The organism is Maribacter sp. Asnod1-A12 (assembly GCF_045063735.1).
Lineage (GTDB): Bacteria > Bacteroidota > Bacteroidia > Flavobacteriales > Flavobacteriaceae > Maribacter.
On the sequence record NZ_JBEFNZ010000006.1, the window covers coordinates 1,732,324 to 1,752,442 of the forward strand.

Annotated in this window: 16 protein-coding genes; 8 read left to right on the plus strand and 8 right to left on the minus strand. The window is 34.2% G+C overall.

The window, feature by feature from the left end:
- Window positions 1–17 precede the first annotated feature (17 nt).
- Window positions 18–917 (plus strand): hypothetical protein, encoded by a 900-nt coding sequence (locus ACJJVP_RS07375; RefSeq protein ID WP_405412234.1) that lies wholly within the window; start codon window positions 18–20, stop codon window positions 915–917.
- Window positions 918–954: 37 nt separating this feature from the next.
- The gene (locus ACJJVP_RS07380) at window positions 955–2,499 is read left to right on the plus strand and encodes a glycine--tRNA ligase (protein WP_405412235.1); all 1,545 of its coding nucleotides are present in this window, start codon (window positions 955–957) and stop codon (window positions 2,497–2,499) included.
- Window position 2,500: 1 nt separating this feature from the next.
- Here ACJJVP_RS07380 and ACJJVP_RS07385 read toward each other — a convergent pair whose 3' ends face one another.
- Both ACJJVP_RS07385 and ACJJVP_RS07390 read right to left on the minus strand, forming a co-directional pair.
- A complete protein-coding gene (locus ACJJVP_RS07385) occupies window positions 2,501–4,591 on the minus strand; it encodes a TonB-dependent receptor family protein (RefSeq protein WP_405412237.1) in 2,091 nt (696 codons plus the stop codon).
- Window positions 4,592–4,617: 26 nt separating this feature from the next.
- Window positions 4,618–5,139 carry a hypothetical protein gene (locus tag ACJJVP_RS07390; protein WP_405412239.1) on the minus strand — a complete coding sequence of 174 codons (522 nt, stop codon included), beginning with the start codon at window positions 5,137–5,139 and terminating at the stop codon, window positions 4,618–4,620.
- 113 nt (window positions 5,140–5,252) lie between these two features.
- Between ACJJVP_RS07390 and ACJJVP_RS07395 the strand changes: the two genes are divergently transcribed.
- Both ACJJVP_RS07395 and ACJJVP_RS07400 read left to right on the plus strand, forming a co-directional pair.
- Window positions 5,253–6,017, plus strand: a complete 765-nt coding sequence (locus ACJJVP_RS07395; RefSeq protein WP_405412241.1) for an exodeoxyribonuclease III — start codon at window positions 5,253–5,255, stop codon at window positions 6,015–6,017.
- 69 nt (window positions 6,018–6,086) lie between these two features.
- Complete coding sequence (locus tag ACJJVP_RS07400) at window positions 6,087–7,127, plus strand: aldo/keto reductase (protein WP_405412243.1); 1,041 nt, start codon at window positions 6,087–6,089, stop codon at window positions 7,125–7,127.
- A gap of 105 nt (window positions 7,128–7,232) precedes the next feature.
- Here ACJJVP_RS07400 and radA read toward each other — a convergent pair whose 3' ends face one another.
- From radA to panC, 6 genes are all read right to left on the minus strand, one after another.
- Complete coding sequence (gene radA, locus ACJJVP_RS07405; RefSeq protein WP_405412245.1) at window positions 7,233–8,594, minus strand: DNA repair protein RadA; 1,362 nt, start codon at window positions 8,592–8,594, stop codon at window positions 7,233–7,235.
- Between the two features lie 73 nt (window positions 8,595–8,667).
- Window positions 8,668–8,838, minus strand: coding sequence for a hypothetical protein (locus tag ACJJVP_RS07410; protein ID WP_405412247.1), 171 nt, complete (start codon window positions 8,836–8,838; stop codon window positions 8,668–8,670).
- Window positions 8,839–8,891: 53 nt separating this feature from the next.
- Complete coding sequence (locus tag ACJJVP_RS07415) at window positions 8,892–10,034, minus strand: alpha/beta hydrolase (RefSeq protein WP_405412250.1); 1,143 nt, start codon at window positions 10,032–10,034, stop codon at window positions 8,892–8,894.
- Window positions 10,035–10,060: 26 nt separating this feature from the next.
- Window positions 10,061–11,026: a lysylphosphatidylglycerol synthase transmembrane domain-containing protein gene (locus ACJJVP_RS07420; RefSeq protein WP_405412252.1), complete on the minus strand. Its 966-nt coding sequence runs from the start codon at window positions 11,024–11,026 to the stop codon at window positions 10,061–10,063.
- Window positions 11,027–11,028: 2 nt separating this feature from the next.
- Window positions 11,029–11,379, minus strand: a complete 351-nt coding sequence (gene panD, locus ACJJVP_RS07425; RefSeq protein WP_073240922.1) for an aspartate 1-decarboxylase — start codon at window positions 11,377–11,379, stop codon at window positions 11,029–11,031.
- Between the two features lie 8 nt (window positions 11,380–11,387).
- The gene (panC, locus tag ACJJVP_RS07430) at window positions 11,388–12,233 is read right to left on the minus strand and encodes a pantoate--beta-alanine ligase (protein WP_405416151.1); all 846 of its coding nucleotides are present in this window, start codon (window positions 12,231–12,233) and stop codon (window positions 11,388–11,390) included.
- 102 nt (window positions 12,234–12,335) lie between these two features.
- Here panC and ACJJVP_RS07435 point away from each other — a divergent pair, with 102 nt between their 5' ends.
- The 4 genes from ACJJVP_RS07435 (at window position 12,336) to ACJJVP_RS07450 (ending at window position 20,114) form a co-directional block, all read left to right on the plus strand.
- The gene (locus ACJJVP_RS07435; RefSeq protein ID WP_405412253.1) at window positions 12,336–13,145 is read left to right on the plus strand and encodes a glycogen/starch synthase; all 810 of its coding nucleotides are present in this window, start codon (window positions 12,336–12,338) and stop codon (window positions 13,143–13,145) included.
- Window positions 13,146–13,150: 5 nt separating this feature from the next.
- Complete coding sequence (locus ACJJVP_RS07440; protein WP_405412255.1) at window positions 13,151–15,064, plus strand: DUF4270 domain-containing protein; 1,914 nt, start codon at window positions 13,151–13,153, stop codon at window positions 15,062–15,064.
- 154 nt (window positions 15,065–15,218) lie between these two features.
- Window positions 15,219–17,063, plus strand: a complete 1,845-nt coding sequence (gene glmS / locus ACJJVP_RS07445) for a glutamine--fructose-6-phosphate transaminase (isomerizing) (RefSeq protein WP_405412256.1) — start codon at window positions 15,219–15,221, stop codon at window positions 17,061–17,063.
- A gap of 267 nt (window positions 17,064–17,330) precedes the next feature.
- The gene (locus ACJJVP_RS07450; RefSeq protein ID WP_405412257.1) at window positions 17,331–20,114 is read left to right on the plus strand and encodes a TonB-dependent receptor; all 2,784 of its coding nucleotides are present in this window, start codon (window positions 17,331–17,333) and stop codon (window positions 20,112–20,114) included.
- Window positions 20,115–20,119 lie beyond the last annotated feature (5 nt).

Genomic DNA, 20,119 nt, shown 5'->3' on the forward strand with positions numbered 1-20,119 from the left:
TACAGCCCCTTTTTTAAATGGACAGTCAAGATAACAAATTCAATTATAAAATAATACTTGCAGCATTTGTTGCAGTTCTTTTAGCATTATTAATTGCGTTTTACTACAGTTATGCCCAATCAAATGCTCAAATAGACTTCTTAGAAGACGAAAAGGCTATTCTGGTGAAAGACTTAACCATTATGAAAGCAGATGTGGCTAGGTTGTCTGCTAAAAGTGAAATGAACGAAATTGAATTGCAAGATTCTAAGTTCAAAGTACAAGAGCTTTTAGATTCTGTCGGACGTTTAAATTTTACGGTTCAAAAATTAAGAGAGTTTAAAACAGAATTGCGTAGGTTAGAATCTAAGAACGATAGTTTAATTTTAAAGAACAATTTTTTAAGGTATAATAATATGTTACTTACAGATAAGTATGATGAATCTCGTAAGCAAATAGAAAACCTTAGAACTAACAGTAATTCTTTAGCAGAAGCAGAAGCTTTACAAAGAAGAAAGATATTAGAGCTTAATCAGAAATTAAAAACTAAGAGCTATTTAAAAATGGCTGGCTCTGAGGGCAGTGGTTTTAGATTAGTTAGAAATACTAAGCCAATAAAAACCAATAAGGCTTCAATTATTGAAAAATTAAGAGGTTGCGTTACGATATTGGCAGATGAAAGTGAGGCGGGAAATGAAAAGGTTATTTATTTACAATTTTTAGATCCCAATAAACAAATCATAGAGGACAATGCCAATACTATTACAGTAAACGGTAACGTTTACAGCAAAAGAGTTGAATTTATATTTACAGGGTTAGATTCTCCAATTTGTGAGTCTATTACCATACCAGAAGGTTCTTTGATGGACGGTAATTATACTTTAAATGTGTTTGAAGACGAGCGTTTAATTACTTCTTCTGAATTTGAATTGAAATAATTATTTTTTTTTTGGGCTATTGTTCTATTTTTGCCACATGGCAAAGCAAGAAGATGATTTTAAGCGTGTAATTTCTCACGCAAAGGAATACGGTTATGTATTTCAATCTAGTGAAATTTATGATGGTTTAAGCGCTATTTATGATTATGGTCAAAATGGTGTTGAACTTAAAAAGAATATACGAGACTATTGGTGGAAGGCAATGGTACAGCTCAATGATAATATTGTTGGGTTAGATGCTGCAATTTTTATGCATCCATTAACGTGGAAAGCTTCTGGGCATATAGATGCTTTTAATGATCCGTTAATAGATAATAAAGATTCTAAAAAGAGATATAGAGCAGATGTTTTAGTTGAAGACTATGTCGCTAAAATTGATGCTAAAATTGAAAAGGAGGTCAAAAAAGCTGCAAAACGTTTTGGTGATGCTTTTGATAAAGAACAGTTTTTACAGACCAATCAGCGTGTAGTTGATTATCAAGATCAAGGAAAAACAATCTTAAGCAGGTTGGGGAAATCTTTGCAAAATGAAGATTTAGCTGATGTAAAAGCGCTTATTGAAGAGTTGGATATCGCTTGCCCTATGTCGGGTTCTAAAAACTGGACAGATGTAAAGCAGTTTAATCTAATGTTCGGTACAAAATTAGGTGCTAATGCAGAAAGCGCTATGGATCTTTACCTTAGACCCGAAACTGCACAGGGTATTTTTGTGAACTTTTTGAATGTTCAGAAATCTGGTCGTATGAAGCTTCCTTTCGGAATAGCACAGACCGGTAAGGCATTTAGAAATGAAATTGTTGCAAGACAGTTCATTTTTAGAATGCGTGAGTTCGAACAAATGGAAATGCAATTCTTTATTCAGCCAGGTACTCAGAAAGAGTGGTATGAAGTCTGGAAAGAAAAAAGAATGAAGTGGCACTTATCACTTGGTTTAGGTCAAGATAATTATCGATTTCATGATCATGAGAAATTAGCTCATTATGCTGATGCAGCGTCAGATATTGAATTTCGTTTCCCATTCGGATTTAAAGAATTAGAAGGAATACACTCTCGTACCGATTTTGATTTGAGTAGTCATGAAAAATTCTCTGGTAAAAAATTGCAATATTTTGATCATGAAGTAAATAAGAACTATGTGCCTTATGTCTTAGAAACCTCTATTGGTTTAGACAGGATGTTCTTGGCGGTATTCTCTAACTCGCTTAAAGAAGAGGAATTGGAGAATAATACGACTAGAATAGTTCTTAAATTACCAGCTGTTTTAGCGCCTATTAAGGCTGCTATTTTACCTTTGCTTAAAAAGGACGGTTTGCCAGAAATAGCACATAGTATCGTAGATGACCTTAAGTGGGATTTCAATGTAACCTATGATGAAAAAGATGCAGTAGGTAGACGTTACAGAAGGCAAGATGCTAATGGCACCCCTTTCTGTATCACAGTTGATCATCAATCATTAGAAGACCAAACAGTCACCATTAGACATAGAGATTCTATGGAACAGGAACGTGTGGCCATATCAGCATTAAAAGGCATTATTCATGATGCTGTTGATATGAGAACCTGGTTAAAGAAAATGGAATAGATTAAAGAGTGTAGTTCAGCTTTACACCGCCATAATAATTAATATTGTTCCCAGGGTAGAAATACCTTGGGGCATTACCTCCAAATCCGGTTGCATTTATTAAGACCGATTGTGCATATTTAGTATCGGTAATGTTGTTAATGCCAAAATCTAACCCCATTCTTATTCTGTCGGATATATTATTTTTATAGCCTAGTTTAATATTTAATAGGCTAAAAGAATCACTATAAAGGGAATTTGCATCTGTTAAAGGAATTTCGTCAATAAATTGATGAGTAATATTTATAAATAAACCATTTCCAAAATTAGTTTGAATACCTGAATTCAGCTTGTTTTTTGGTGCCCCGGTCAAATCATTTCCAGAATAATCTTCACTAGCTTCATCATCAGTAAAATCTACAAATTTGTGATTACTATATGTATAGCTTATAAATGGTGAAATGTTTATTTTCTCGTTAAGGTCAATTCGATAATTTAAGTCTAAATCAATACCTTGATGTTTGGTCTTGCCGGCATTGCGCCCTATATATTGGTTGTCTCCGACACGGTTGGCAACCAGTAGGTTTTTAATTGGCATAATATAAGCAGCGACTTCCAACTTTAGTTTTTCGTCTTTACTTTTGTGTACGATGCCTAATTCATAGTTAGTGCCTGTCTCTTGAAGGATGTCAGGATTTATGATTCCGTCAGGGGTTAGTGTTTCTTCTAAACTAGGATTTGAAAATCCGCGACTAATATTTGCATACAGTTGGTTTGTTGGTGTAATAGCATAATTAACATCTAAACTTGGTAAGAATAGTGTATTAAAATCTCTATTGGCACTAGTGTTGCTTTCACCTGTGTTGAAAATATCTCTATAGTCATATTGAGTTTTATTGATATTTAACCCTAATTGAGCTGTAAGTTTATCTGTAAAAGAATAGGATGCCGTAGCAAAACCATTTAGTTGGTTTCTAAATTCTTTATTTTGAGAAAGTCTTTCTCCTTGCAAGCTTCCATTACCATTATTTTCTTGATATAGATTATTAAAAGTTCCCCATGAATATTCATCTTTGTATAGCTCACCACCAAAGGTGTATGAAAGCGTATTTTGAGAAACAGCTATATTGCCAGAGAACAATGTTCTAAACCCATAACCAGTTGTGTATTCATCTAAAATATTAAACGGTGCAGGCTCATAATGGTCTAAATAAGTATAGAATAGGCTAGTGGTGTTTTTTAAATTAGAATTTGCATAATAGGTATGAGAAAGTCCTATAAGGCTATAGTTGTTATCTTCGTATCCTTTGGATGATTTCCAAGTAAAGGCAGCTTGAGTAGGGTCTTCATCGAAATCTTCTTGACTTATAGAGCTAGCTATTTGAGCCGAGTAATCAATATGATTTATCAAAAGTCCGACTTCACTTTTTTCTGAAAGTTTGAAAATGGTGTTAAGAAGAAATCCGTCACGTTCAAATCTATTGTTTTCGCGGTATCCATCTATTTCCATATGACCATATTGAAAGGTCATATAAAAATTATCTTGAGAATGTGTAAATCCTAAACTATTTTTAAATAGTCCGTAAGAACCTACCGTAGTGTTATTGGTAAATTTGGTAGGTTGATTACTTGTTTGTTTCGTGTTTAAAATAATGGCTCCACCCAAATTAGTTCCAAATCCTGTTCCCTTGGGTCCTTTAATTACTTCAATTGAAGTAAGGTTTTCCAAATCAAAAGCTTCTATGGTTGACGAGCCTGTTCCGTTCGTAATAGGAATGTTGTTGTAGTAAAGTCTTAGCTTATCTGTGCCGTATAATGTTCTAGAACCAACACCTCTAATTGTTATTCTATTGGTATTCAGTGCTCCAGATAAGGCATAAAGACCAGAAATTTGATTAATGGAGCTAATGAAGTCTACAGGACTATAATTGGAAAATGTATCAGCGCCAATAGTTTGTGAGGGTATAATGCCAATAGCATTTTTAGCCGTTAGCGTATCTACAACAATTACTTCGTTCAATTGGGTAATACTATCATTTTTGATAGTATTTTGAGCAGAAAGATTTAAGGTAGTAACTGATATTATTAGTAATAGTTGAAATATTCTCTTCATAGGCGGTTAATCCTCAAAAATACCCATTAAAAGCGGTAACCTAAAGACAAACCGGCCTTAAACATAAAATCATCTTGAAAATCTTCTGGATTAATGTTTCTTCCCAGTCCTCCATTTAATTCAATAGTGAATTTTTGACTTCTAGTAGCCCATTTATATCCACCTCCAAGACCAAGCGCTATGGTAGAGTAATCGTAGTTTCTATTACCTATGTTTGCAGTGTCCTCATCATCTTCACCTGTATAATAAAGACCGAACACTTCAGCAAAAAGACCACTTTTTGGTCCGTAACCAAAATAAGCTCTTAAGTTAGGTCCTATTCCAAAATTACCATTGTAATCGGTTGATTTCCCATCAAAATATAGTGTTCCTCCAATACTTGTATCTTCGTTTATGTAATATTCATAACCAAATTCAACTGTTGAGGTTACCAAAAATTGACCGATATTCAATTTTACCTCATGGCTATTTTCATTGTTGTGGTAAGCTTGTGCAAAAGAAGAAGCTGATATAAATAATACTATAATAGAAAAAATGAACTTATTCATAATATGCGTTTTAAAAGATAAAAAAAATTTGATGCTGTGAAATTATGATTTTAATAGAAAGTATACACCTTAAATTATTAACTCTTTTTTATTTTTAAACAAAAAGTAAATCGATGAAGATTATATCCTATAATGTAAATGGAATAAGGGCGGCATTAAGAAAAGGGTTTTTGGAATGGTTAGTTGCTGTATCCCCAGATGTAGTTTGTCTACAAGAAATTAAGGCCAACGAGGACCAACTTGATCTTTCTTTATTTGAAGAAGCGGGTTACAAGTATAATTATTGGTATAGTGCTCAAAAGAAAGGATATAGTGGTGTCGCTATACTTTCTAAGACCCAGCCAGACAACGTAGTTTTTGGCACAGGTATATCGTATATGGATTTTGAGGGAAGAAATATTCGTGCAGATTTTGGAGATATCTCCATTATGAGTATGTATTTGCCCTCAGGTACCAACATGGAGCGATTAGATTTTAAACTTACATATATGGCAGATTTTCAAGAGTATGCCAATACCCTTAAAAAGACAAATCCTAATCTAATAGTTTTAGGGGATTATAATATTTGTCATGAAGCCATAGATATTCATAATCCTGTGGGATTAAAAAACGTATCGGGATTTTTACCTGTAGAACGGGAATGGATAGGAGATTTCATGAAAAGCGGATTTATAGATAGTTTTAGGGAGTTTAATTCTGAACCAAATAATTATACGTGGTGGAGTTATAGAGCCAATGCCAGAAATAATAATAAGGGTTGGCGTTTAGATTATGCCATGGTGGCTTCCACACTAAAAGACAGGTTGTCTAGATCTGTAATTTTATCAGAAGCGAAGCACAGTGATCACTGTCCTATTTTAATAGAGGTACAGAGTTAACGAAATGGATACAAACACACTAAAAATATTTAGTAGTTTTGCTTCTTAAGTTTGCAAATTTTAAGCTAAATGATCTATACCAATTTACCACATACAGATATTGAAGTAAGTAAAATATGTTTGGGTACTATGACCTGGGGTAATCAAAATACCGAAGAGGAAGGTCATGAACAAATCAATTATGCTCTAGATAAGGGTGTTAATTTTTTAGATACGGCAGAGTTGTATCCTGTTCCGGCACATAAAGATAGATATGCCGCTACAGAGAAGGTTATTGGTAATTGGTTTAAGAAAAATGGTAATAGAGAAGATATTGTTCTAGCTTCCAAAATTGCTGGAAAAGCTGAAATGACGAAGTTTATTCGTACTAGCGGTTTCACTAGAGAATCTATTATTGAAGCTGTAGAGGGAAGTTTACAGCGTTTGCAAACAGATTATATTGATTTGTATCAATTACATTGGCCAGATAGGAGTACCAATTATTTTGGTCAAAGAGGTTATAAGCATGATATATCTGATCATTGGGAAGATAATATTCATCAAGTTTTAGAAACCTTCCGTGATTTAATACGAGAAGGTAAAATAAAGCATGTAGGTATTTCTAATGAAACACCATGGGGAACCATGCGCTTTTTAGAGGAAAGTAAAGTTCATGGAACATTGCCAAGAACCATAACCGTTCAAAATCCATATAGTCTATTGAATAGATTGTTTGAGGTGGGCATGGCCGAAATCTCTATGAGAGAGCAAGTAGGTCTATTGGCATATTCTCCAATGGGTTTCGGAGCATTAAGCGGCAAGTATTTAGGAGATAGAATGCCAGAAGGCTCTAGGTTAAGCTTGTTTCCTCAATATAATAGATATATAGGCGATAGAGCGGTTGAGGCTACCAAAAGGTATTATGATTTGGCACAAGCCAATGGTCTTACCTTAGCGCAAATGGCATTGGCATTCGTAAATACGAGACCTTTTGTGACCAGTACAATTATTGGGGCTACTGGTTTAAGACAGTTAGAGGAAAATATTGGCAGTATCAATATTGATTTATCTGAAGATGTTTTGAAAGAAATAGAAACCATCCATAATTCAATTCCTAATCCTGCGCCTTAGAATGGATAGCCTAATTATTTTAAAAGTCGGTTTTGGACAAATAGTCTTAATCTTAGTAGTGATTGTAATTATTATGGTTTTAGCTAGAATAATGCGAGATAAGCGCTAGTTAAATAAATTATTTGTAACCTCTTCGATTTTGGACGCTAATAATATTTTGATTTTTGTCGATTTCAGACCTATTTTATTGCTTTTTGAAATTATAATGGTGTCATAACCTAGTTTTTCAGCTTCTAATATGCGTTGCTCCACGCGCTGTACAGGTCTAATTTCTCCGGCAAGTCCAACTTCGGCAGCAAAGCAAATTCCTTTATCAATAGGTATATCCTCATTACTGGATAAAATGGCAGCAATGACGGCCAGATCAATAGCCGGGTCATCTACAGATATGCCTCCGGTTATATTCAGGAAAACATCTTTAGCGCCCAGTTTAAATCCTGCACGTTTTTCTAACACTGCCAATAGCATATTTAATCGTTTGGCGTTATAGCCTGTAGTAGAACGTTGAGGTGTTCCATAAACAGCTGTACTGACTAGTGCTTGAATTTCTATAAGTAAAGGTCGCATACCTTCTACGGTAGAGGCAATTGCAGTACCACTTAAGCCGTCGTCATTTTTGGAAATCAATACTTCAGATGGATTGTTGACTTCGCGTAATCCACTACCTTGCATTTCGTAAATACCAAGTTCTGCAGTTGATCCAAATCTATTTTTTAGCGACCTCAAAATACGATATACATAATTGCGATCACCTTCAAATTGAAGAACAGTATCCACCATATGTTCTAGAATTTTTGGTCCTGCAATGGATCCGTCTTTGGTAATGTGCCCAATTAATATAACGGGTGTATTGGTTTCTTTTGCAAATTTTATAAGTTCGGCGGTACATTCTCGTATTTGAGAAATACTACCTGCAGCAGATTCAATATAGTCTGAGTGAAGTGTTTGTATAGAATCGATAACAACAATATCCGGTTCTGTCGCTTCTATTTGTTTAAAAATGTTTTGGGTTTTAGTTTCCGTTAGAATAAAGCAGGTTTGGCTATTTGGGTGAATTCTATCGGCACGCATTTTAATTTGTTTTTGGCTTTCTTCACCAGAAACATAAAGCGTTTTATAAGGTAATTTTAATGCTATTTGAAGAAGTAGGGTGCTTTTTCCAACACCGGGTTCACCGCCTAATAGTACCAATGCACCAGGAACTAAGCCGCCTCCCAGAACTCTATTGAATTCTAGGTCAAAAGTATTTAGGCGCACTTCTTTCTCAATACTGATTTCATTGACCAAAAGAGGTTTAGAAACTCTTTTAGTTGTTTGGGTAGGGGTTTTCCAACTAGTCTTCTCTTCTTTTTGTACCACCTCTTCAACAACGGTGTTCCATTGTTTACAGGCAGAGCATTGTCCTACCCATTTGGCGTATTGAGTACCACAATTTTGACAAAAAAACGCAGTTTTAGTTTTGGCCATCTTTAGCTTTTATCGAAAAAGCTAAAGGTAGCAAGAAGTTTGAAATGATAGAGTTTAAGAATGAAAATATGGTTTAATTTTCACCGGACTTCTCTTTTTTAAAAGCACTAAAGGCGAGGAAAAATGATGCCCACGCCATAAATAGGGCAATACCGTTATAAGCTAAAATGAACTCTCCTTTGAGTCCAAAGTAAGTAAAGAGCACTCCGGAGAATACGAAGTACATTGCGTCAATTTTAATCATAATTAAGTAGGTTAGGCTAATTTGGGACTAGCCGTTTTTTAATATTATAATCTTTAAAAACCGAAATCGGCTTTTAGTGCATCCATTTTTTCAAGGGCCATTTCTTTAGTTAAAAAATCTATTTCTTCCATTTGAAATGACTTTTCAAATGTTCTTAATGCTTTTTTAGGTTCACCAAGTTGTTCGTAATACTCAGCTTCAAAATAAAAACCTAACATAGTTTGTGGGTATTCTTTTTTACACAAGTCAGATAAAGGTTTTAACGACTCAAAATCTTCTTTCTTTCTAGATGCTGCATATATTGCCATAATGTCGTTTAATTCAACAGGCTTGCTAAAACCGAACATGTCTACAATACCTTGGTATTTATTTTCTAAATAGTCATAGACCGGCTCTTCACTAGTTAGTATTTGAGTTTTGTATTCCTTTGGGCTAATAGGTTTGAACATTCCAAAAATATTATCAAACGCTTTTCCAATGCCATAGGTAGCAACAGAAATATGATCTGCATTAGAATATTCATCAAAGAAATAATGTAAAGATTCTTTTTTAATGGCTTTAAGTTCCTTGTCCATTGTTAGAATTCGTTGCTTGTCATTGCTAGCTTCGCCTTCAACAATAAGTTGGTAGAAAATTTGATCTTCAATGATACCTAATCTCATAGGTACTCTACTTTCCATCTCTGGTGCAAGAGTAGGTGAGATACTTACATAACCATCAAATATAGAATTATCCTTAAACAACCAATAGTTCATGAAACTAGCGGTAATATCATATCCAACGATCATTTTAAATGGCGCAGTACTATAGTTAAGATCTAGATAGGGAATAAGTTCCATGCCAATAAACTCATAAAAGCTTTTACCTTTTTCAGAAGGGAGTCCGCTATCTGGGTCAAATGCACAATCTTCATATCTAAGATCATTATCACTTTGGTTGATACCTACAACTATACTTTGTGGCATTCCATGAAAACGACTATAGAATTTTGAATTTGCCACTACTTGTTCAAAAAGATAATCACCGTCAAGTACAATGATTAAAGGGTACTTTTTGGTTTCATCCATGTTTTCAGGAAAGTAGTAATTTACATCTCTTCGTTCTTGAAGTTTAAAAGATTCGAAGATTTCTTGAGTTACTTGAGAATAGGAAGTTATCCCAAATAAAAGTGCGAATACTAAAGATACAAAGCGCATAAAAAATAATTATAAGTTGAAAGTAACTATTTACTACGGTTCAATAACGGTAATAAAAGAAAAGATATTGCACCAAAAACAACTATCATTAGCGTCTGGGCTATCCATATAATCCAACCAAAGGCATCACCAGATACTGCACTTATTCCAAAGATGGCAAGAGCGCTACTCACTGCAATAGGGTAAAGACCTATGCCACCGTTAGTGGTTGCCATGGCGAAAGCCCCAGCCACAAAGGCTACCAAGAGTTGGCTAAGCGTTAGTGATATGGTTTCTGGAACCGTAAATTTTATAATCCAAAGCATGCCGATATAGCATCCCCAGATGAAGAAAGTATGAAAAATAAACAGCCATTTATTTTTCATTTTAAAAATACTGAACACTCCGTCAAGAAGTCCTTTTATAAATGTTTTTATTTTTAAGGCAAATGCATTCTTAGATTTTTTTATGATAAAAATAAAAACAAAGAATAGAGCTACTCCACCCAATCCAAGAAATATGAGTCCGGTTGCATTGAAACCACGTTCTTGGAGAATGCCCATAATAACATCTGTTTGTAGTAAAAATGCAATGGTTACTACTAGAAGAAGCATAATTACATCAATAACCCTTTCAGTTACAATGGTGCCAAAACCTTTTTCAAAAGGTACGTTTTCATAAGTAGTCAGTGCTGTGGCCCTTAATATTTCACCTGTTCTTGGAATACCTAAATTGGCAAAATAAGATGTTAGGATGATAAGAATGTTATTGACGAGTTTTGGCTTGTAACCTAGGGGTTCAAGAAGGTAATTCCATCTAACCGCTCTAGAAATATGCCCTAAAATACCTAGTAAAATAGAAAGGGAAACATAAAGTGGATTAGCCTCTTTTATGTAGAAAATGATTTGTTTTCTATTTTCTGGTGTAGTTGAATTGTAAGAGTACCAAACTAAAAAAACTCCTAATACAATTGGGAGTATGATCTTAAGATTTTTTTTTAGCGAATTAGTCAATGTTAGGTTAAAAGGTTGTTTGCTTCATTAGGGAAAACCAATGAAGGGTTAAATTTCTTTGCATCTTCAATATCCATCCAAGTATAAGAAATTAAAATTAAAATGTCACCAACAGATACTTTTCTTGCGGCTGCTCCATTTAGCGTAATTTCTCCACTTTTTCTTGGTCCAGGAATAATATAGGTTTCTAATCTTTCGCCATTATTGTTATTGACAATCTGAACTTTTTCGCCACGAATAAAATTTGCGGCATCCATTAAATCTTCATCGATAGTAATGCTGCCAACATAATTAAGATCGGCACCAGTTACTTTTACACGGTGTATTTTTGATTTAACTACTTCTATTTGCATATCTTATTTTAATTTAGGGCTATATTATCAATTAGTCTTACGTCTTCCACGTAAACGGCAATAAACGCCCTGTATTTTACATTATTTATTTTATTCTTCATTGGGGTTAATGTTTCAACATCGGTGATGTCAAAATATTCTAGTTGAAAATCATGATTGTTTTCAAATTGATTAATCACCCAATCTTTAACGTTTAGTGCATTTTCCGTGCCAAATTTATTTTTGGCAGTCTTTAGCGTTTCGTAAATAAATGCTGCTTTTTGTCGTATGTTTTTGCTTAACCTTTCATTTCTAGAACTCATTGCTAAACCATGGTCTTCCCTAACAATTTCGCAACCTATTATTTCTACGGGTATATGCTGTATTTCGGTAAGTTTTTGAATAATGCGTAATTGTTGAAAATCTTTTTCTCCAAAATAAGCTTTTGAAGGTTGTACCACATTTAGCAATTCTTCAACAATAGTACCAACACCGTTAAAATGGTCATCCCTGAATTCACCTTCCATAACTTTGTCCAATCCTTCAAAATCATAAATCTTTGGAACAATAATATCAGGATATATTTCAGAAACTTCTGGAGTGAAAATGATAATTTTATCAGAAATCGAAGAAATTAGTTGTATGTCGGCATCTATCGTTTTTGGGTATTTGTCTAAATCTTCCTTGTTGTTGAATTGTGTTGGGTTTACAAAAATACTTACCACAACATTCTTATTTTGCTCAGCCGCTTTTTTAATAAGCGATGTATGACCTTTATGAAGCGCGCCCATAGTGGGTACAAGACCTAAGTCTAGTTTGTTGCTTAAATTATTAAGTTCTTCTTTGAGCTTGGTTTTGGTCTTTATTACCGGCATTGAAAAGTTCATTAGCGAGCAAACTTACTATAATTACTGCTAATCTCTATATTTTTTGTAATTTTGCAGTTGCGTTCCAGTGAAAAATAAAATATAACCTTTATGAATGGTAAAAAGATATTATTTGTATCTTCTGAATTAGTTCCTTACTTACCCGAAAACGAAGTTTCCCTAATGTCTTATGAAGCACCTAGAATGGTCAACAGCAATGGTGGTCAGATCAGGATTTTCATGCCTAGATATGGGAACATTAATGAGAGAAGGCATCAATTGCACGAAGTAATTAGACTATCAGGTATGAACTTGGTCATTAATGATATGGATATGCCATTGATCATTAAGGTGGCATCAATTCCAAAAGAGAGAATTCAAGTTTACTTTATAGATAACGAAGAGTACTTTAAGCGTAAGGCAACGTTTACGGACAAGCAAGGAAATCTTTTTCCAGATAACGACCAACGTGCAATTTTCTTTGCTAAAGGAGTTATGGAAACGGTTAAGAAATTAAACTGGTCTCCAGATATTATTCATGTTCACGGGTGGATGGCAAGTTTATTGCCGTTATATCTTAAGAAGTATTATGCTGATGAGCCACTTTTTGCTGACAGTAAAATTGTATTATCGGTTTATGGTAAAACTTTTGAAGGTTCTTTAGATAAGGATATGGTAAAAAGGATTTCTTTTGATGGTATTCCAGAAGAAGAGATTGCATCTTTAGGAGAACCAACATATAATAATTTGTTAAAGGTAGCTGTTGATTATTCTGATGCTGTTATTTTAGCTTCGGAGGATATTCCGGAAGAACTAGAAAATCATATTTCTGACCAAGAAAAACCAGTGTTGCCATATGTCCCTGTTCAAGAGTTTGAAGAGGCTTATGCTAATTTTTATAACACCGAAGTTTTAAAATAATCTGAATGAATTTTATTGCTAAGTCCGCTTTCCCTAAATATTTGGGATTGTTTTTGATGTTGGGTCTTTTGGCTTCTTGTGAGCAAGATTTAACGACCGTAGGTTCGGGTGTTGTTGGTAATGAGCCATTTACAACTGGTACAGAGGTTTATGATGTTTTTGCTTTTAACAAAAATATTGAAGCGGTACAAACCAATAAATTGCCAATCTATCAATTAGGTACTTATATTGATCCGGTTTATGGTAAAACAGAGGCGTCTGTTACTTCTCAATTTTTTCTTAGTACAGCAAACCCTTCATTTGGGAGCTTTTCACAAGATAAAGAAGATAGAGAGGGTTTAACAGATGAAGCAATTACTACTGTTCAGGAAAATGAAACTATTAAAGAGGTGTACTTGTATATTCCTTTTTTAACAAATACTAGTTCATTGGATAGTGATAGCGATGGGGTTTCAGATGAATTTGATGATGAGCCTGAAAATAGTGATAACGACAATGATAATGATGGAGTTTCAAATATTATTGAAACAGCGTCTAGTACTGATCCATTAGACGCTACTAGTGTAGACGCTGATCGTGACGGATTGAACGATATTGATGGGTCTACTATATTTTCGGATAATTTTGCTGAAAAAGTTGAATTAGATAGTATTTATATAAATGGTAGTAATTACGACGATGTAAGTAAATCTCCTTTACCTTCGTTTGATTTAAAGGTAGAGCGCTCAACATTTTTTTTACGTGATTTGGATCCTAATGCCAGTTTTCAAGAAGCTCAATCGTTTTATTCAAATCAAGTATTTTCACCAGATTTCGTAACGGGTGATCCTTTATTTGAAGGAGTTGTAGAAATAAGCGATGAAGAAATTTTAATTCGTAATGAAGATGATGAAGACACAGAAGATGTAGATGAATCAGAAACCTTTACTAAACTACAGCCAGGAATTAGAGTGGCGTTAAACAACGAATTTTTTCAAAATAATATTTTAGATAAAGAAGGTGATTCTGAATTAATAAGTCAATCTAATTTTACCGACTTTATACGTGGACTACATTTTTCTATTGTTGATGAGACTGGCAATGATGTAATGTTTATGTTCGATCTTAAAAGTTCTAACATAACTATGACTTATAGTTATACTAATTATGACACTAATGGTACTACAGACGATTTGACAGATGATAATCCTAACAATGTTTTAGAAACTGATTTTACTTTTTCATTTTTATCACAACTTACTTCAGGAGTCGCTGGTAATGCGGTTAACACAATAATTACTGAAAATTATGGACCTCAGATTTTACAGGCTTTAGATAATGGTGAGAACGCTTCTAGAATTTACCTTAAAGGAGGACCAGGTACTTATGCTGAAATTAATTTATTTGAAGAAGATGGTGGTGAAAATATTGTGGAGCAAATAAGAAGTGAGAATTGGGTAATTAATGAGGCAAATTTAATTTTTTATATAGATAGAGATCAATTAGATGCTGTAGGTAGTGAATTGGATCCGCCACGTCTTTACTTGTATAACTCAGAGAATAATTTTCCATTGATAAATACATTTACTGAACAGACGGATCTCGAATCTTCTACTTTATTTGGTGCTTATCTTAATTATGATGGGGTCATAGAAAAGTCTAATGATCAAGGGGTTCAGTATTCTGTAAAAATAACAGATCATATAAATAATATGATTGTGAGAGATTCTGCTAATGCCACACTGGCCTTAACTTTGACAACAGATATCCAAAACTGGAATATTGCTGATGCAAAGGTGACTAGCGGAGAAAAAGAATTGGCTATTACTTCTACCATTACTCCATTAGGTACTATTTTATACGGTAGTAATATTGATGCTGCTGATCCTAATTTTGATAAAAGATTAAAATTGGAAATTTCTTATACCAAGGCTGAATAATCAGATATTTAATGATAATGTCTTTTTATTGATAAATTGATATACAACTTCTAGATAATTAACGTTGTATTTTTTAAATAGTCTAAATTTTGAGCATGTTCGTATGTATAACGTGCGATTAAATTAGAAATAAAATTTTCAAAGAGATAGTATTATGTGTGGAATAGTTGGATACATAGGTCATAGGGATGCTTTTCCTATTATAATTAAAGGACTTCAGAGATTAGAATATAGAGGTTATGATAGTGCTGGTATAGCATTATATGATGGTAATCAAATAAATCTTGCCAAAACAAAAGGTAAGGTTGAAGATTTAAAAAATAAGTCTAAAAGTATCTCTCAAGCTGGTAGTATAGGTATAGGGCATACGCGCTGGGCTACACACGGTGTTCCAAATGATGTGAATTCTCACCCGCATTATTCTAATTCAGGAGATTTAGTAATTATACATAATGGAATCATTGAAAATTATGAGGCCATTAAACAAGAATTAACAAAACGAGGTTATACATTTCAGTCGGATACTGATACAGAGGTATTGGTCAATCTTATTGAAGAGGTTAAAAAAACTGAAGATGTAAAATTAGGTAAAGCCGTACAGATTGCTCTTAACCAAGTAGTTGGGGCATATGCTATTGCAGTATTTGATAAAGAGAAACCAGATGAGATTGTTGTGGCTAAGCTAGGTAGTCCTTTGGCAATTGGTATAGGTGAAGAAGAGTTTTTTATTGCTTCCGATGCATCTCCATTTATAGAGTTTACAAATAATGCTGTTTATTTAGAAGATGAAGAAATGGCGATTATTAGGCTGGGAAAAGAAATTAAACTTAGAAAAATAAAAGATGATGCTGTTGCGTATCCAAGAATTTTGGAACTTCAGATGAATCTAGAAGAAATAGAGAAAGGTGGTTACGATCACTTTATGTTAAAGGAAATTTATGAACAACCTAGGGCTATAAAGGACACTTATAGAGGTCGTTTGTTGGCAGATCAAGGCTTGATTAGAATGGCGGGAATTGATCTGAACCTAGAGAAATTTCTTAATGCAAACAGAATAATTATAGTTGCTTGTGGTACTTCATGGCATGCAGGTTTGGTTGCTGAATATATATTTGAAGATTTAGCAAGAATACCTGTTGAGGTGGAATATGCATCTGAATTTAGGTACAGAAACCCTGTAATAACAGATAAAGATATTTTAATTGCAATTTCGCAGTCAGGTGAAACGGCAGATACTTTAGCAGCTATTAAGCTTGCTAAAGAGAAAGGTGCTTTTGTATTTGGTGTTTGCAATGTAGTAGGGTCATCTATAGCGAGAGAAACAGATGCTGGTGCTTATACACATGCAGGTCCAGAAATAGGAGTTGCTTCAACAAAAGCATTCACGACACAAATTACGGTTCTTACACTTATAGCATTAAAATTAGCTAAGGCGAAGGGAGTTTTTTCTGAATCTAGATACCATGAGTATTTAACTGAATTGGAGACCATACCAAGTAAAGTGGAAAAATCTTTAGAGTCTAACACTTTAATTGAAATTATTGCTGATGTATATAAAGATTCGACAAATTGTCTTTATTTAGGAAGAGGATATAATTTTCCCGTAGCTTTAGAAGGTGCTCTTAAATTAAAAGAGATAAGTTATATACATGCAGAAGGTTATCCAGCGGCAGAAATGAAGCATGGTCCTATAGCATTGATTGATGAACATATGCCAGTTTTTGTAATAGCAACTAAAAAGGGGCATTACGAAAAGGTAGTAAGTAATATTCAAGAAATTAAATCTAGAAAAGGTAAGATTATAGCAATCGTTACCGAAGGTGATGAGCAAGTTAGAGATTTGGCAGATCATGTAATCGAGGTGCCTGAAACTTTAGAAAGCCTAACTCCGTTATTAACTACAATTCCTTTGCAATTACTTTCTTATCATATTGCGGTATTGAGAAATTGTAATGTAGATCAACCTAGAAACCTTGCTAAATCGGTTACGGTAGAATAAAATTTAATTTTTAAAATATAAAAAAGGGGCGTGATTTATTTCACGCCCCTTTTTTATTTGTATGTGGTTCTCTTATATGTACATAAGTCTAATTTTTAAGATAATTTCTAAGAACTGTTATAGTTAAGTTAATTGCGTATATCGTAGAATTTATACTGTTTGATTATGAAAATAATACTATGCACGCATAATTTTTTTCAAATTACTATTGTCAGTATAAAATAATCTGTATCTTAACCCACAACTAATTTTAAACTTTAATTAAGAATGAGAGCAATACTACTTCTAGCATTGATGACCGTTGGTACCTTCGGGTTCTCCCAAACCAATATCAATGGTAATGTTGTTGACCAAAACAACGTGCCTATTCCCGGGGCCAACATTGTAATTGTAGGCAAAACCATTGGAACAGTAACAGATTTTGATGGTAATTTTAATTTGGCAACATCCGAGGTGCCGCCTTTTAAAATAGAGGTGTCCAGTATTGGGTATACAAGTACTACTGAAAGTATTACCAGTGCAAGCCAAACTATAACCATTGCCTTAAATGAATCACAAACCTTTTTAGACGAAGTTGTAATATCGGCTTCACGAACTCCAGAGCGAATTTTTGAATCTCCCGTAACTGTAGAGCGAATTGGTGTTTCAGAGATAAAGAATACTACTGCGGCAGACTTTTATGGCGGATTGGAAAACTTAAAGGGCGTTGATGTAAATACAAATAGTTTAACTTTTAAATCTGTAAACACAAGAGGATTTGCTTCTTTTGCGAATACTCGTTTTATGCAGCTTGTAGATGGAATGGATAATTCTACTCCTGCATTAAATTTTCCTATCGGTAACCTAGTAGGTATGGTCGAAACAGATGTTCTTAGTGTTGAATTATTACCAGGGGCATCTTCTGCTCTTTATGGTGCGAACGCATTTAATGGTATATTGTTTATGCGAAGTAAAAGTCCTTTCGATTATGAAGGTATAAGTGTTTCTATAAAACAGGGTATAACTTCTCAAAAAGCCTCTGGCGATAATTCTTATACTGATTTTGGAATTAGAGCTGCTCACAAATTCAGTGATAAGTTTGCTATGAAAGTTAATTTCGGTTATTTGAAAGGTACTGATTGGGCTGCTAATAATACAGATGATAAAATAACACCAGGCGGTACTAGGTCAAATTTAAATTACGATGGTGTAAATGTATATGGTGATGAGGTTTCGACAAACATCAAAGATGTTGCTCTAACCTTAGAGGGGCTAGGTATTTTGCCTTCAGGTGCAAATGCTTTAGTTCCATCGGAGGTTGTAAGTAGAACAGGGTATGATGAAAGTGACCTTACCAATTATAATGCAGAGAGTATTAAAGCTGATTGGGGTTTGTATTATAGACCAATTGAAGATAATAGTTTAGAGATTTCATATGTTGGTAAAGTTGGTACCGGTAATACTATTTACCAAGGTACCAACCGATACAATATTGCTGGCTTTTTTCAGGAACAACATAAAATAGAGGTTAGGAACGATAACTTTTTTGTAAGAGGATATATGGTTGGCGATAAAGCTGGTAATTCATACGATATGGTATTTACTGGAATAAATATCAATAGAGCATGGAAAGATGATAATACTTGGTTTGGTGAGTACACTGGTGCTTATGTCACTGCAACACTTTCCGGAGCTACTGATGAACAGGCTCATGCAGCAGCAAGAGCTCAAGCAGAGACAGGAAGATATGAACCGGGTACACCGGAATTTCAGGCAGCCTTCAACAGAAGTATTAATGATCCAGATTTGTCAACAGGGTCTAAATTTCAAGATGCTTCAAAATACTATCATGCAGACGGTAATTATAACTTTAGTCATTTAATCGATTGGGCAGAAATACAAGTAGGTGGCTCTTTTAGAGAATATAGCTTAAATTCTTCTGGTACTATTTATACCGATTTTGACGGTCCAATTAACTATTCGGAATTCGGTATATATTCACAGGTTCAAAAAACACTTCCGTTTGAAGGAGATAAAAGTTTAAAGTTAACGGGATCAATTAGATATGATAAATCAGAACTTTTTGATGGGTTCTTCTCTCCAAGGTTATCTGCAGGATATAGTTTAAATAGAAATCATAATATTAGAGCTTCTGCACAAACCGGATTTAGAAATCCTACTACTCAAGATCTTTTCATTGGTTTAGATGCGGGTAGGGCAATTTTAGTTGGTTCTGCAGAAAGTAATTTAGATCGATATTCAAGAGATTATCAAATAAGTGCTAATGGTCAACTTTTAGGGCAGCCTTCTTCAATAACACAAACTGGTGCGGCGGCATATAACAATTCTTACTCGGCAGCTTCGGCTACTACTTTAGGGGAAACAGGAGATCCATCTGTATTAGAGGTTTCAAATCCAGATTTAATCAAGCCAGAGAAAGTAACCTCTTTTGAAATTGGTTATAGGGGAAAGGTAGATAAGCTTGTTATAGATTTTAGTACATATTATAACAGTTACGAAGATTTTATTTCTCAGGAGGTAGTGGTTTCTCCTTTTTATGGTCAAGCCGGCGATGGTGGTCTCTCGGTAGCAGCTATTGCAAACGGAGATTTTCAGGCATACAGTGCGTATACAAATACAGATGCTAACGTTAATTCGTATGGGGCATCTTTAGGGTTGAATATGAAGGTGCTCGGTAATTTTGATTTAGGAGGTAGTTATACTTTTACAAAACTAGATTTTGATAGAGATGCTAACCCAGATGTAATGTTGAATTTTAATACTCCTGAACATAAGTTTAAGGCATCTTTTGGAAATCAACAATTATTTGAAAATTTTGGATTCAATGTGTCATATAGATTTAGTGATGATTATTTCTGGGAAGCTACATTTGGAAACGGAGTTATTCCAGAGTTTCATGTGGTAGATGCACAGGTAAATTATGATGTACCGAGTATTAAGTCAACTTTCAAATTAGGAGGAACCAACCTTACTAATAAGGAATATTATACGGCATTCGGAACAGGGTTTATTGGCTCTATGTATTACTTATCTTGGACAATTAACAACTAATTAAA

Excerpts from the sequence above, each read along its gene's own strand:
- ACJJVP_RS07375 (WP_405412234.1), top strand. The coding sequence starts at position 18 with ATGGACAGTCAAGATAACAAATTCAATTATAAAATAATACTTGCAGCA.
- ACJJVP_RS07380 (WP_405412235.1), top strand. The coding sequence starts at position 955 with ATGGCAAAGCAAGAAGATGATTTTAAGCGTGTAATTTCTCACGCAAAG.
- ACJJVP_RS07385 (WP_405412237.1), bottom strand. The coding sequence starts at position 4,591 with ATGAAGAGAATATTTCAACTATTACTAATAATATCAGTTACTACCTTA.
- ACJJVP_RS07390 (WP_405412239.1), bottom strand. The coding sequence starts at position 5,139 with ATGAATAAGTTCATTTTTTCTATTATAGTATTATTTATATCAGCTTCT.
- ACJJVP_RS07395 (WP_405412241.1), top strand. The coding sequence starts at position 5,253 with ATGAAGATTATATCCTATAATGTAAATGGAATAAGGGCGGCATTAAGA.
- ACJJVP_RS07400 (WP_405412243.1), top strand. The coding sequence starts at position 6,087 with ATGATCTATACCAATTTACCACATACAGATATTGAAGTAAGTAAAATA.
- radA (WP_405412245.1), bottom strand. The coding sequence starts at position 8,594 with ATGGCCAAAACTAAAACTGCGTTTTTTTGTCAAAATTGTGGTACTCAA.
- ACJJVP_RS07410 (WP_405412247.1), bottom strand. The coding sequence starts at position 8,838 with ATGATTAAAATTGACGCAATGTACTTCGTATTCTCCGGAGTGCTCTTT.
- ACJJVP_RS07415 (WP_405412250.1), bottom strand. The coding sequence starts at position 10,034 with ATGCGCTTTGTATCTTTAGTATTCGCACTTTTATTTGGGATAACTTCC.
- panD (WP_073240922.1), bottom strand. The coding sequence starts at position 11,379 with ATGCAAATAGAAGTAGTTAAATCAAAAATACACCGTGTAAAAGTAACT.
- panC (WP_405416151.1), bottom strand. The coding sequence starts at position 12,233 with ATGCCGGTAATAAAGACCAAAACCAAGCTCAAAGAAGAACTTAATAAT.
- ACJJVP_RS07435 (WP_405412253.1), top strand. The coding sequence starts at position 12,336 with ATGAATGGTAAAAAGATATTATTTGTATCTTCTGAATTAGTTCCTTAC.
- ACJJVP_RS07440 (WP_405412255.1), top strand. The coding sequence starts at position 13,151 with ATGAATTTTATTGCTAAGTCCGCTTTCCCTAAATATTTGGGATTGTTT.
- glmS (WP_405412256.1), top strand. The coding sequence starts at position 15,219 with ATGTGTGGAATAGTTGGATACATAGGTCATAGGGATGCTTTTCCTATT.
- ACJJVP_RS07450 (WP_405412257.1), top strand. The coding sequence starts at position 17,331 with ATGAGAGCAATACTACTTCTAGCATTGATGACCGTTGGTACCTTCGGG.